Source organism: Microbacterium tumbae (assembly GCF_054780175.1).
This window is the reverse complement of the sequence record NZ_BAAGWV010000003.1, coordinates 1-13,433: the sequence shown is the minus strand read 5'-3', so window position 1 is coordinate 13,433 and position 13,433 is coordinate 1. Positions and strand designations below refer to the sequence as shown.

The 13,433-nt window shown below is 70.7% G+C and carries 11 protein-coding genes; 4 read left to right on the top strand and 7 right to left on the bottom strand.

Annotated elements, in window-relative coordinates:
- Together ACYVGQ_RS11970 and ACYVGQ_RS11965 are read right to left on the bottom strand one after the other, a co-directional pair.
- Window positions 1-735, bottom strand: coding sequence for an isochorismatase family protein (locus tag ACYVGQ_RS11970; protein WP_460784868.1), 735 nt, complete (start codon window positions 733-735; stop codon window positions 1-3).
- Window positions 736-1,129: 394 nt separating this feature from the next.
- The gene (locus ACYVGQ_RS11965; protein WP_460784867.1) at window positions 1,130-2,161 is read right to left on the bottom strand and encodes an NADPH:quinone reductase; all 1,032 of its coding nucleotides are present in this window, start codon (window positions 2,159-2,161) and stop codon (window positions 1,130-1,132) included.
- A 286-nt stretch (window positions 2,162-2,447) separates the two neighbouring features.
- Here ACYVGQ_RS11965 and ACYVGQ_RS11960 point away from each other — a divergent pair, with 286 nt between their 5' ends.
- The 4 genes from ACYVGQ_RS11960 to hrpB all read left to right on the top strand — a co-directional run bounded on the left by ACYVGQ_RS11960 (window position 2,448) and on the right by hrpB (window position 8,547).
- Window positions 2,448-2,882 (top strand): MarR family winged helix-turn-helix transcriptional regulator, encoded by a 435-nt coding sequence (locus ACYVGQ_RS11960; RefSeq protein ID WP_460784866.1) that lies wholly within the window; start codon window positions 2,448-2,450, stop codon window positions 2,880-2,882.
- Between the two features lie 71 nt (window positions 2,883-2,953).
- Window positions 2,954-4,300, top strand: coding sequence for an HNH endonuclease (locus ACYVGQ_RS11955; protein ID WP_460784865.1), 1,347 nt, complete (start codon window positions 2,954-2,956; stop codon window positions 4,298-4,300).
- Between the two features lie 103 nt (window positions 4,301-4,403).
- Window positions 4,404-5,987 (top strand): SPFH domain-containing protein, encoded by a 1,584-nt coding sequence (locus ACYVGQ_RS11950; protein ID WP_460784864.1) that lies wholly within the window; start codon window positions 4,404-4,406, stop codon window positions 5,985-5,987.
- Between the two features lie 7 nt (window positions 5,988-5,994).
- On the top strand, window positions 5,995-8,547 hold the full coding sequence (gene hrpB, locus ACYVGQ_RS11945; RefSeq protein ID WP_460784863.1) for an ATP-dependent helicase HrpB: 2,553 nt from the start codon (window positions 5,995-5,997) through the stop codon (window positions 8,545-8,547).
- Here hrpB and ACYVGQ_RS11940 read toward each other — a convergent pair.
- The 5 genes from ACYVGQ_RS11940 to ACYVGQ_RS11920 all read right to left on the bottom strand — a co-directional run bounded on the left by ACYVGQ_RS11940 (window position 8,544) and on the right by ACYVGQ_RS11920 (window position 13,221).
- A complete protein-coding gene (locus tag ACYVGQ_RS11940; protein WP_460784862.1) occupies window positions 8,544-9,272 on the bottom strand; it encodes an ABC transporter permease in 729 nt (242 codons plus the stop codon). The two genes, hrpB and ACYVGQ_RS11940, sit on opposite strands and share 4 nt — an antisense overlap.
- On the bottom strand, window positions 9,269-9,991 hold the full coding sequence (locus ACYVGQ_RS11935; protein WP_460784861.1) for an ABC transporter ATP-binding protein: 723 nt from the start codon (window positions 9,989-9,991) through the stop codon (window positions 9,269-9,271). Before ACYVGQ_RS11935 ends, ACYVGQ_RS11940 begins: the two co-directional genes overlap by 4 nt.
- A gap of 31 nt (window positions 9,992-10,022) precedes the next feature.
- Complete coding sequence (locus ACYVGQ_RS11930) at window positions 10,023-10,775, bottom strand: AAA family ATPase (protein ID WP_460784860.1); 753 nt, start codon at window positions 10,773-10,775, stop codon at window positions 10,023-10,025.
- Window positions 10,775-12,289 carry an L-serine ammonia-lyase, iron-sulfur-dependent, subunit alpha gene (locus ACYVGQ_RS11925; RefSeq protein ID WP_460784859.1) on the bottom strand — a complete coding sequence of 505 codons (1,515 nt, stop codon included), beginning with the start codon at window positions 12,287-12,289 and terminating at the stop codon, window positions 10,775-10,777. Before ACYVGQ_RS11925 ends, ACYVGQ_RS11930 begins: the two co-directional genes overlap by 1 nt.
- 95 nt (window positions 12,290-12,384) lie before the next feature.
- On the bottom strand, window positions 12,385-13,221 hold the full coding sequence (locus ACYVGQ_RS11920) for an aldo/keto reductase (RefSeq protein WP_460784858.1): 837 nt from the start codon (window positions 13,219-13,221) through the stop codon (window positions 12,385-12,387).
- Window positions 13,222-13,433: the final 212 nt, after the last annotated feature.

Sequence of the window (13,433 nt, the reverse complement as noted above, 5' to 3'; positions counted from 1 at the left end):
TCAGACCGCCGCCCCGGCGAGCTCCCGGCTCCCGACGCGGTAGGCGTCCACCCATTCGAGGACCTCGGCGAGAGGCAGCACGTCGGCGTACTTCTCATGCATGTCGAAGAGGTTGATCGCACGGCTGGCCTCGTGGCGGTCGTAGGTGCACTCCTCGGCGACGATGACGCGGTACCGGTAGGAGGCGGCCTCCACGACGCTCGCGCGGACGCAGCCGGAGGCGCTCTCTCCCCCGACGATCAGGGTGTCGACGCCCAGCCAGTTCAGCAGCGCGGCGAGCGGAGTGCCCCAGAACGCGCTCGGCGCGGTCTTCTGCAGGACGACCTCGGTCGGCAGCGGTGCTGCATCGGGCATGATCTGCGAGCGGGCCGTGTCGGCCGGCTTCGAGGGGACGAGCGTTCCGCGGCTGTCGCCCGCGTGCACCATCGCAGACCAGCCCATCATGTTGTTGCCGTGCATGGCCGTGATGTGGATCACGGGGATCTCGGCGGCTCGAGCGTGCTCGAGCAGCGTCTTGACGTGCGCGAGCGCCGTCCAGGCATCCTCTCCCATGGCGGAGGGGTTGGCCTTGATCGCCTCGAGCAGGGGGACGCCGGGCTCGCTGAAGACGCCTTGATAGTTGTCGATCATCAGCAGCGCGGGCTTCGAGCCCCAGCCGACCGGCTTGCGCTTGTTGGCGATCGCGACGTGCTCCTTGTCGCGGTCGGTCAGGAATGGATCCCATACACGGGTCATGGCGAGGCTCCTCGATATCGGTCGCAGTGGGTACGACCATCAGATTGCCGGGTGCCTGTATCACGGCGATTTCGCCGTCGCTACGGATTGTTTCGCCACTTATAACGTGCTGTTCACGCGGGAGAAACGGAGGATTCGCCGGTTATCCGCAGGCGGATGGCGCCGATCGGCCACCTCTGGGGCGGGCCCTCGCGGGGATGCGCGCCATGACGTCCCCTTTCGCGCGACGTCCTGAGCACAGGCATCCCCTGGTGTGACGAGCGCCCACGTAGCGCCGCCGTCGCGTCTTCCAGAAAGCCGCCGAGCCGAAAGCTCACAGCGGGCGCTCGATCCCGAGTTCACGGCGAGTCCCTCGCGCTCCGTCGCGAGAAGGGCAGCGCAGACCTCTCGGATGTCAGCTCGAGGCGTCAGCGACGTCGATCAGCACTTTGCCGACGAAACCGCCGGCGACGGCGTCGTGCGCTGCCGCCGTGGCTTCGAGCGGGAAGCGGGTCAGCGGCAGCCCCGAGCCCTCTCCCACGGGCAGCGCACCATCGCGGAGGGCCGCCGTCACAGCGGCGACACCGTCCTGCGACGCGCGGTCGCCCATGGTGTACACGAGGATGAACTGATAGCGGATGTTCCTGGCGAAGAGCTGCGACACGTCCAGCGAGAGGTCTGCGTCTCCGTCCGTGGCGTAGACGGCCACCGCACCGCGGTCTGCCAGCACGGCGGCGTCCAGCTCGGCGTTGCGCCCGGGCGACACCTCGACGATCAGGTCCACACCCTGCGGGGCGACCTCGCGGATTCGCGCTGCCGCATCCTCACGCCGGTAGTCGATGACGGTGTGCGCTCCGGCCGCGGCCGCGAGGGCGCCCTTCTCCGGCGATGAGACGGTCGTGACGACAGTGGCACCCGCCCAGCGACTGAGCTGGATGGCGGCGTGACCGACGGCGCCGGCGCCGCCGGCGACCAGCACGGTGCGCCCCACGAGGGCTCCGGGAGCGAGCCGCGTGGGTCCGTCGTCGTGGACGGTCAGTGCGCGGTGGGCGGTGAGGGCGGGCACGCCGAGAGCAGCGCCCACGTCGAAGGACGCCTCATCGGGCAGAGCCACCACGCGTTCGGCAGGAAGCACCGCATATTCCTGCGCCGTACCGGTGGGCCGTCGATACGCCGCCTTGAACACCCAGACACGGTCCCCGGCGGAGAGGTGAGCGACCCCTCGCCCGACGGCGTCGACGACCCCGGCCCCGTCCTGATCGGGGACCTGCTCACCACCATCGCGCGGGCTGGATCCCGAGCCCGCACGGCTCTTCCAGTCGGTCGGGTTGACCCCGGAGACGACGATCCGGACCCGCACCTCCCCATCGCCCAGCTCCGGGATCGGACGATCGACGAGGCGGAGCACATCGGAAGGGCCGTTCTCGGAGTAGATGATCGCGCGCATGGCTGCTCCAACCGGGCGGAGCGGGATCGCATTCCACCCCGCCGGTCGCGGCCGTCTATGTTCGGAGACCGTCAGGATCGGCGTGAGGCGCGACGCACGAAATCCGCAGAGAATTCCGTGACCAAACCGTTGCATTCGTTACCGCGCCGTTATACAGTGATCACACGGTGAATGTTTGCTGTGGCATCCACCGCATGTGATTGCAGGACACTCTTGGTGCAAGGGACAAGGGCCGGCCGGAAGCCTCTCCGACCGGCCCTTACTGCATGCCGGGTACGCTGGAGCGATGACCGATCGGAAGCTCGCACTCGAGGCCTGGGAGAGCCTGTTCCGCGCTCAGCACGAGCTGTTCACCGAGATGCTCGCCGACTTCGACGACTCCGGTCTCGGGCAGGGCGAGTACGACGTCCTCCTCACCGTCACGCGCAGTCCGGACATGACCGCCCGCCTGCGCGACATCACCGTCAACATGCTCATCAGCCAGCCGAGCGTCTCCCGCCTCGTCGACCGCATGGTGACGCGCGGGCTCGTCACGAAGTGCCCTGACCCGCAGGACGGCCGCGGTGCTCTGATCCGAGCCACGGATGCCGGGGCGCGGGCGTTCCGGAAGGTCGCCACCGTGCACGGCCGCTCCATCGCGGAGCGCATGTCGCGGCTGGATGACTCGGAGCTCCGAGCCCTCCAGTCGCTGACGGAGAAGCTCCGAGAGACTCGAACATAGCCACGAATATCTTCGCGAGAAGATTCGAACATATGTTTGACATCCGTGTCCGGCAGGGCTACTCTGGAGACATGACGAAGCATCTCGACACCCTGCATGAGGCGGTCTCGCGTCTCGTTGCGGTGTGGGCGGATGCTGAGGATGCGACCGGCCTCGGCCGAGCTCGCCTGATGTCGGCGAACGAGAGCTTGGCCGCCCTGCAGCACGTGATCGACGGGCTGCGTGTCGAGGTGGCGGCCGGAATCGCCGTCGAATCCCGACGAGAGCTCAGGCCGGAGTCGCTGGCGAAGCAGCAGGGATATCGCACCGCCGTGCAGCTCATCGCGGCGACGACGGGCACGTCCACCGGAGAGGCGTCACGGCTGGTGGCGCTCGGCGAAGCCACCGCGCCCCGGAGCGATCTCCTGGGCGCACGCCGGCCTGCGAGATATCCGCTGGCACAGCGGGCGCTTGCCGCGGGCACTCTGGGCGCACCCGCAGCCGGGCTCATCATCGCCCTCCTCGACCGCGTGCGGCTCAAGGTCGACACCGAGCGCCTCGCCCAGGCCGAGGCGCTCCTGATCGAGAAGTCCGTCGGACTGTCTCTCGATGAGGTGCGCAAGCTCATCGCCCGCGCTGAAGCGCATCTCGACCCCGACTGCGTCGCGCCTCGGGAGGAGGAGAATCGCGCACAACGTGCGGTTCGGATGTACGAGCGGAACGGCCGCCTGCATCTCGACGCGGAGTTCGACACGGAGTCGGGCGCACCGGTCAAGGCCGCGATCGAGGGATATGTGACCGCGGTGTTCGCCGCACGCCGGAACGCGATCGATCCGGAGGCGCCGGACGCCGATCACCGCACGATCGCGCAGCTCCAGGCCGATGCGCTCTCCGCGCTCTGCGCGCACGGACTCGGCTGCGACCAGGGGGCTCCGGCCCTCGCCGGCGCGACGGTCGTCGTCCGGATCGGATTGGACGACCTGGTCGCGGGAACCGGTCACGGTGCCATCGACGGCATCGACCAGCCCGTCAGTGCCGGTGCCATCCGCCGGATGGCGGCCGGCGGCGGAGTGATCCCCGCTGTTCTCGGCTCCGGCAGCGAGATCCTCGACTGGGGTCGCGAGAAGCGGTTCTTCACGCGCGCGCAGCGCCTCGCCCTCGTCGAACGGGATGGCGGATGCGCGATGTGCAGCCTCCCGCCGTCGATGACGCGCGCGCATCACCTCGACTGGTGGAATCGTGACAACGGCAGAACCGGCCTCGGCCGGGGTGTGCTGCTCTGCGAGAGCTGCCATCATCGGGTCCACGACAACGGCTGGGAGATCCGCATCGACGGCACCGGCACCGCGGCGAAGGTCTGGTTCCTCCCACCGCCGTATGTGGATCCGCTCCGCACGCCGCGACTCGGCGGAATCGCCCGTTACACGCTGGCAGCATGAGGGACCGTCGTTTTCCGGGGGCGAACACGCCCACGCCGCCATCTGGCATAGTCGAAGCTGTGTAGTCTCCGCGATGTTCGCGGATTGACAGGGAGGTGCATACATGGAGATCGCTGGCATCGTCGGCATCCTGGTCCTCGTCGGCGTGGTCGTCGTCGTCCTGATCGTCGTCGGACTCATCGTCCTTCTGTTCGCGCGCAGCTGGATCAAGGTCGCACGCGCGGACGAGGCGCTCGTCATCTCGGGACGCAAGCAGAAGGTGCAGCGGACCGTCGTCGCCCTCGACGGCACGACCCGTGGGGAGACGGAGGAGTCGCCGGTCACGGTCATCGTGAACGGCAAGTCGCTCGTCAACCCGATCACCCAGCGCCACGAGATCATCTCGCTGCGCTCGCGCCAGGTGTCCCTCAACGCCGAGGCCCAGTCGCTCGACAGCGTGACCCTGAACGTCGACGGCGTCGCGATCGTCAAGATCGGCTCCGATCCGCTCTACGTCCGCAGGGCTGCCGAGCGCTTCGCCTCGCAGGACAAGGCCATCGAGCAGTTCACTACCGAGCAGCTCGAGGGCGCGCTGCGCGGCATCGTCGCGACGCTCTCGGTCGTGGAGCTCATGCGCGAGCGCAAGAAGTTCTCCGACCAGATCGCCGCCGACGTCTCGCAGGAGCTCGCCGAGCAGGGACTCATCCTGGACTCCTTCCAGATCAAGGGGATCACCGACAAGGTCGGCTACATCCAGTCCCTCGGAGCGCCAGAGATCCAGGCGAAGCGTCAGCAGGCGGAGATCTCGCAGACCAACGCCGACCGCGCGATCAACCAGAAGAACATCGCCAACCAGGAGGCGAACCTGGTCGAGCAGACGGCACTCGACACGAACACGGCCAACGCCAACGCCGGGATTGGCCGGGCCCGCGCCGAAGCCGAGCAGGCCGAGCACCTCGCCAGGGCGCAAGCAGAGCAGGCCGTGCTCCAGCAGCAGGCCGAGAACAAGCAGGCCCAGCTCGACGCGGATGTCAAGCGCGTCGCCGACGCCCAGCGCTACGAGGCCGAGACCCGCGCCCAGGCAGAGCTCTACACGCGCGAGCGAGCCGCCGAGGCCGCCGCCATCGAGCAGGTCAAGCAGGCCGAGGCGCGCACCCGCATCGCCGAGCAGCAGGCGCAGGCCGACAAGGCCAAGGCCGACGGTGAGGCCGCGGCCGCGATCGCCCGCGCCACCGGTGAGGCCGATGCCCTCCGCGCCCAGGCGGAGGCGGAGTCCGAGGCGCGGCGCCTGCGGGCCAACGCCGAGGCCGACGCGATCCGCGCCGAGGGCGAGGCGCGCGCCGCCGCCGTCGAGGCGGAGGCCAAGGCCATCGCATCCAACCAGGACGCCTTCCTCTCGCAGCGCGTCCTCGAGGTTCTGCCCACGATCATGGGCGAGTTCTCCAAGGGATACGCCGCCATCGGCAACGTGTCCATCATCGGCGGCTCCGGCGAGGAGGGCGCATCGAACCTCGTCGGCGCCGACAGCGCCAAGGCCCTCAAATCGGTGTTCGACAGCGTGAGCTCCGCGACCGGACTCGACCTCGCCGCGATCATCCAGGGCCAGGCCGTCGGCCAGGGCATCGGCGCCGGCATCGCGAGGGCGCAGACCGACGCGAAGCCGGGGAAGAAGCAGACCGCTCCCCCGCCGCCGCCCGCATCAGCGTGACCGAGGGGTGAGCGTTCGGCCGTTCGATGTCCGCCGCATCGGCGCCGGGCTGGCCTTCGCCCACGCCATCGACGGCCTCGACGCCGCTCTCGCCGCGGACCGCTCGGTCGTCATCAGCTCCCCGCCGGGGACGGGGAAGACGACGCTCGTGCCACCGGTGCTCGCGAACCGGTCTGCCGGGCGGGTGATCGTCACCCAGCCCCGCAGAGTCGCCGCCCGCGCCGCCGCCCGTCGCCTCGCTCAGCTCGACGGGACGGTCGTCGGCGATCGCGTCGGATTCACCGTGCGCGGCGAAAGCCGGGTCTCCGCGTCGACGCGCATCGAGTTCGTCACGGCGGGCGTGCTGCTGCGTCGGATGCTCGCCAACCCCGGCCTTGACGGGGTGGACGCCGTCGTCATCGACGAGGTGCATGAGAGGGCGCTGGAGACCGACCTGCTCCTCGGCCTCCTCGGCGAGGTCCGGGAGCTGCGTGACGGCCTCCTCCTCGTCGCCATGTCCGCGACCCTCGACGCCGATGCCGTCGCGGGCGTCATCGGCACGGAGGCGACGCCGGCGCCCATCGTGGACCAGGACGTCCCCGCGTTCCCCCTCGAGGAGCGCTGGGCTCCCGCCGCCGCGCCGCGGCTCGACGAGCGCGGCGTGACCGGCACCTTCCTCGACCACGTGGCGGAGGTCACGGCATCCGCCGCGCGCGAGCTCGCAGACCCAGCTGCCGACGTGCTCGTCTTCGCGCCCGGCGTCCGCGAGGTGTCCGAGATCGCCCGGCGACTCCGTGAACGTGCGCCCCTGACCGACGTCCGCGAGCTGCACGGGCGGATCCCCGCCGCCGAGCAGGACGCCGTCATCCGCGGCCGGGCCGGCGACGATCCGCCTCGCATCATCGTCACGACCTCGCTCGCCGAGTCGTCGCTGACCGTACCGGGCGTCCGGCTCGTCGTCGACACGGGCCTCTCCCGTGCACCCCAGCGCGACGCCGCGCGCGGGATGAGCGGTCTGGTCACCGTCCCGACGTCGCGGGCGGCGGCCGTTCAGCGCGCGGGTCGTGCCACCCGTCAAGGCCCGGGGATCGTCATCCGCTGCATGGATGAGCGCGCCTTCGCCGCTGCTCCCGCTCGTCCCGCCCCCGAGATCGCCGCTGCCGATCTCACGGAGGCCGCGCTCCTGCTCGCCTGCTGGGGCGCACCGGGCGGTGCGGGGCTGCGTCTGCTCGATCCGCTGCCCGCCGCCGCCCTGCACGATGCGCTCGACGTGCTGCGCGGCCTCGGTGCGATCGACGAGACGGGGCGGGCGACCGCCGAAGGGCGCGCCCTCGCCCGCATCCCGACGGACCCACGGCTCGCGCGTGCGCTGCGCGAGGGAGGCGCCGTGGCCGGCGCACGTCTGGCAGCCGAGGTCGTCGCCCTGCTCGGCGGCGATGTCCGCCTCCCGGACGCCGACATCGCCGCCGCTCTTCGGGAGCTGCGGCGCAGCCGCACCCCCGAAGCCCAGCGCTGGGCCCGGGAGACGAAGCGGATGCTGCGCTTCGTCCCGGCGGCGGGCACGACGCCGACGGAGACCGGCGAGGCGGGACTCGTCGTCGCCCTCGCCTTCCCCGAGAGGATCGCACGCCGGATGGAGCGTTCCACGCACGGCGCGACCTTCCTGCTGGCCTCCGGCACCCGAGCCGGCATCGCCGGCACGCTCGCGGACGCCGAATGGCTCGCCGTCGCCGATGTCGCGCGCGCCCAGGGGCGGGCGACGGGCGGCACGGGAGCGGTCATCCGCGCCGCGGCGATGCTCACCGAGGGGCAGGCCGAGCGCGCCGCGACGCATCTCGCGACGGACCGGATCGAGGCCGGATTCTCCGGCGGCAGAGTCGTCGCCCGACGGGAGCGGAGGATCGGGGCCATCGTCCGCTCCTCGACGCCGATGCGCGCACAGGCCGACGCCGGAGCGCGGGAGGCCGTACGCCGCGCGATCGGACGCGACGGCCTCGCGGTGTTCGCCTGGTCCGAGGCCGCGATCCAGCTGCGCCGGCGACTCGCACTGCTGCATCGCGAGCGGGGAGCGCCGTGGCCGGACGTGTCCGATGCCGCGCTGCTCGACGGCCTGGACACCTGGCTCGCGCCGGAGCTCGACGCGCTCGCCGACGGCGGGTCCGCGGCTCGCCTTGACCTCGTCCCCTCCCTGCGACGGCTGCTCCCATGGCCGGAGGCGACCCGGCTCGACGCCCTGACGCCCGAGCGGCTCGAAGTGCCCAGCGGGTCGCGCGTGCGGATCGCCTACCCGGACCCGGATGAGGAAGGGGCGCTGCCCGTCGTGGCGGTGAAGCTGCAGGAGTGCTTCGGCTGGGCCGAGACGCCCCTCCTCGTGGACGGGCGCGTACCCGTGCTCTTCCACCTGCTCTCCCCGGCAGGAAGGCCGCTGGCGGTCACCTCCGATCTCGCCTCGTTCTGGTCCGGGCCGTATCACCAGGTGCGAGCCGAGATGCGCGGGCGGTACCCGAAGCATCCATGGCCGGAGGATCCGTGGGCCGCTGCGCCCACGCGGCACACCAAGAACCGCGCGGAACGGGGCTAGGCGGTCCGTCGTCGCAGCGTGAGAGAGGCGAGGATCAGGGCGCCGGCGGCGAAGGCCGCGATGACGAGCAGCGGACCGGCGATGTCCTCGTCCCCCGCCGTGACCGCGTTCACCGCGTCGACGGCGTAGCTCAGCGGCAGCCAGTCGGAGATCGCGTGCAGCACGTCGGGCATCGCGTCCCGCGGCATGAACAGGCCGCCGAGGATGATCTGCGGGAACACGAGCACCGGCATGAACTGCACCGCCTGGAACTCCGTGGCGGCGAAGGCGCTCGCGAGCAGCCCGAGCGCCGTTCCGAGCATCGCGTCGACGATCGCGACCAGGCCGAGCTGCCAGAGCGGTCCGCTCACGTCGAGGCCGCAGACGCCGACCGCGAACGACACCGTCACCACGGCCTGGAGGAGCGCCATCGACCCGAACGCGGTCGCGTACCCGAGGATGAAGTCCGCCTTCCCCAGCGGCGTCGTCATGAGCCGCTCCAGCGTTCCGGATCGCCGCTCGCGCAACGTCGTGATCGAGGTGATGAGGAACATCACGATGAAGGGGAAGAGGGCGAGGATCGCACCGCCGAAACGATCGAAGACGCCCTCCTGATCGCTGAAGAGCCACGCGAACAGGCCGACGAGCAGGCTCGGGGCCACGAGCATGAGCACGATCGATCGCGGGTCGTGCCGCAGCTGCCCGAGGACGCGGCCGGCGGTGGCCAGCATCCGGACGCCGTTCATCCCGCTTCCTTCCGCAGCCGCCGACGCGTCGGCGCCTGCGCCGCGGAGTCCCGCGCGATCAGCGCGAGGAACGCCGTCTCGGGATCGTTCGCGCCGGTGCTCTGCAGAAGCTGCTCCGGCGTCGTGTCCGCGATGATCCGCCCTGCTCGCAGCAGCAGAAGCCGGTCGCAGCGCAGCGCCTCGTCCATCACGTGACTGGACACGATCATCGTGACGCCCCGGTCGGCGAGCCCGCGGAACAGGGTCCACAGCTCGGCGCGCAGCACGGGATCGAGGCCCACCGTCGGCTCGTCCAGCACGATGAGCTCGGGGGATCCGACCAGCGCCATGGCGAGCGAGACCCGGCTGGCCTGAGCGCGCAGCCCCACCTCGGCGATGACCCGATCGACGTCGCCCCTCGGCGCCGTCAGAAGGCGCGCGGCATAGGCGATGTTCTGACGGACGCTGAGGTCGCCGTAGACCGCTGCACCCTGCGTGCCGTAGGCGACGCGGCGGCGCAGCGAGGGGGAGCCGCCGGGCTCCCCCAGCACCGTCACGTCGCCGGACTCGATCCGCTGCACGCCGACGATCGATCGCAGGAGCGTCGTCTTGCCGCACCCCGACGGGCCGAGCAGACCGGTGATCTGGCCGCGGGGGATCGTCAGACCGACCCCGTCGAACACACGCGTGCGCCCTCTGCGCACCCGCAGACCCGAGATCGCGACAGCATCGTCCGCCATGTGATGAATTATGCGCGCGTCCGCGGCTCGATCACAGCAGATGCCGCAGATAGCGCTCCGGCGCGTCGAGGAAGGACCGCCAGTGGCTCACGAGGTCGAGGTCCTCCCACGCGGCCTCCCGCATCCCCCACTCCCCGACCTCCAGGATCCTCGCGCCCGGCAGCGCGGCGAGCACGGGCGAGTGCGTCGCGCAGAGCACCTGGCCGCCGTCCTCGACGATCCCCTGCAGCACGGCGATGAGCGCCAGCGTGGACGAGAAGGACAGCGCGGCCTCCGGCTCGTCGAGGCAGTAGAAGCCGGGCTCGCGGAAGCGGCTCTCCAGGAGCGCGAGGAACGACTCTCCGTGGCTCATCTCGTGGAAGGGCACGTCGGGCGCGCTCAGCGAGGGGTTCTCCTCGAGATAGGTGTAGAACGAGTGCATCGTCTCGGCGCGCAGGAAGAAGCCCCAGCGACTCGCCCCGACGCCTCGCTGCAGTCGCAGCCAGCCGGACAGCGGCGACTCGCTGGGACGCGTGCGGTGCCGCGCCTGTCTCGATCCGCCCTCCGGCGAGAGGCCGTACGCGATGGCGATCCCCTCGACGATGGTCGACTTCCCGCTGCCGTTCTCCCCCACCAGGAAGGTCACGCCGGGGGCGAGATCGATCCCCTCGCGAAGCATCTGAGCGACGGCGGGGATGCTCGCAGGCCACTGCGCCCCCGGCTGCGGCGCGTCCACAGCCGCCCGCACCGACACGACGGGCTGCTCCCGACGCCGCGTGCTCCCCGGCTCCCAGATCGATGCCATCAGCACTCGATCACATTGACCGCGAGCCCGCCCTCGCTGGTCTCCTTGTACTTCGTGGACATGTCGGCACCGGTCTGGCGCATCGTCTCGACGACGGCATCCAGCGAGACGTAATGATGCCCGTCCCCTCTCAGTGCGAGCCGCGCGGCGGTCACCGCCGTCGACGCGGCGATCGCGTTGCGCTCGATGCACGGGATCTGCACGAGCCCGCCGATCGGATCGCAGGTCAGCCCGAGGTGATGCTCCATGGCGATCTCTGCGGCGTTCTCGATCTGCCGGTTCGTGCCGCCCATGACCGCGGTGAGCCCGCCCGCCGCCATCGCACAGGCGGATCCCACCTCGGCCTGGCATCCGCCCTCCGCCCCCGAGATCGACGCATTCGCCTTGAACAGCGAGCCCAGCGCGGTCGCGGTGAGCAGGAACCGGCGGATGCCGCGGCGCCGGTTCGCCTCGGCCAGCAGTGCGGTGTCGGACTCTCCCCCGCGCTCGGACCCGCGCACGCCCGCCGCGGACTCGCCTCCCCCGAAGCCCCGCAGCGCACTGCCGACGAGCTCGCCGTAGGGAGTGACGGCGTCGCCGGATCCGAGGCCCGAGTCCGCCAGGAACCGCCACCAGTACATCGCGACGGCGGGGAGGATGCCGGCCGCGCCGTTCGTCGGCGCGGTGACGACCCGCCCGCCCGCGGCGTTCTCCTCGTTGACGGCGAGGGCGAAGGCGCCCAGCCACTCGCCGGGCATCTCCCTGCCGCCCTCCGCCTCCGCGGTCTCCAGCTGCGCACGGATCGTCGCTGCGCGACGCTTCACCTTCAGGACGCCGGGGAGCACCCCCTCGGCGTGCAGCCCGGCGTCCACGCATCCGGACATCGCGTCCCAGATCGCGTCGAGGCCGGCGGCGACGTCCTCCTCCGAGCGCGCGCCGGTCTCGTTGCGCCTGGCCAGCTCGGCGATCGTGAGCCCGTGCGCGTCGCAGAGCGTCAGCAGCGACTCCGCATCGGCATAGGGGTAGGGCCGCTCGGCATCGCCGGTCGTGCTCGCCCTGTCGCCGTCCCGGCGGATGAAGCCGCCGCCGACCGAGTAGTAGGTCTCCTCGAGGATCGTCGCACCACCGGCGTCCGCCGCCGTGAGCGTCATCGCGTTCGGATGAGCAGGCAGCCTCGTGTGCGCGGCGAGGACGATGTCGTCCTTGGCGAAGCCGATCGCACGCTCCCCCGCCAGCATCAGGGGCGCGCCCACAGGGTACGAGCTCCACGCCTGCCGCACCTCGGCGGGATCGCACGTCTCGGGAGCCAGCCCGCGCAGCCCGGCCAAGACCGCATCGGGCGTCCCGTGTCCGATGCCCGTGGCGCCGAGGGAGCCGTACAGCGTGCCGGTCACGCGCACGACGCGATCGAGCAGCCGCTCGGCGCGCAGCAGCTCGGCGAAGTCCCGTGCGGCGCGCATCGGGCCGACCGTGTGCGAGCTGGACGGTCCGACTCCGATGGAGAAGAGGTCGAAGGCCGAGACGTACGCAGTCACCGTTCCAGGCTACGCCCGCAGGAGCAGGAGGACCGCACCCGTGCGGCGCGTGCGACGACGCCGGAGCACGTCGGCTCCGGCGTCGTCGCGGCGCGTCAGTTGAACTCGAGCGGGTGCGTGCCCACCCGGCCGGATCCGTCGAGCGGATCGATGCCGTCGATGGCCGCGACCTCGGCGTCGCTCAGCTCGAAGCCGAAGACGTCGAAGTTCTCGACCATGCGCTCCTTGCGCGTCGACTTCGGGAACACGATGAACCCCTTCTGCAGGTGCCACCGGATCACCGCCTGCGCAGGAGTGACGCCGTGCGCCTCGGCCGCCGAGGCGACGGCCGGATTCTCGAAGAGCGGGTACTTCCCCTGCCCGAGCGGGCCCCAGGACTCGATCTTCATCCCGTTGCCGGCGGCCCACGCGAGCACGTCGCGCTGCTGGTACGCCGGGTGGAGCTCGATCTGGTCGACCGCGGGGACGACGCCGGTCTCGGCCACGAGGCGGTCGAGATGCTCCGGCAGGTGGTTCGAGACGCCGACCGAGCGCGAGAGCCCCGCGTCGCGGATCTCGAGGAGCTTGGTCCAGGCGTTGACGTAGGTGTTCTTCTCGGGAGTCGGCCAGTGCGTCAGATACAGGTCAACGAAGTCGAGACCGAGCTTGTCGAGGCTCTCGCGGATCGCGTCGTGCGGCTGCTCGCCGGACTGACGGTCGTTCCAGAGCTTGGTGGTGATGAAGAGCTCGTCGCGCGGGATGCCGCTCTTCGCGATCGCGGCGCCGACACCTTCCTCGTTGCGGTAGATCGCGGCGGTGTCGATGTGGCGGTAGCCGACCTCGAGCGCCTCGGAGACGGCCTTCTCGGCCTCGTCAGCGGGCACGAGGAACACGCCGAAGCCCAGCTGCGGGATGGAGAACCCGGAGTTCAGGGTGATGGTGGGAATTGTCATACCCCCAGCCTAGGAATCCCCCTGTCCCGAATCCAACAGGTGAAAGCTCTGGGAATCAGAAGCAGGAGCGATGAGCGCCTCGGACGGGTTATAGGCAAGAACGTGTGGATGGGTTCTTGATCTAGCCGCGGGATCTCGCGGTGAAATGGGGATGGTTATGGTCTGCGAGGCTTACTCGTGGACCTTCCCCCGAACTCGACGACGTGTCTGGT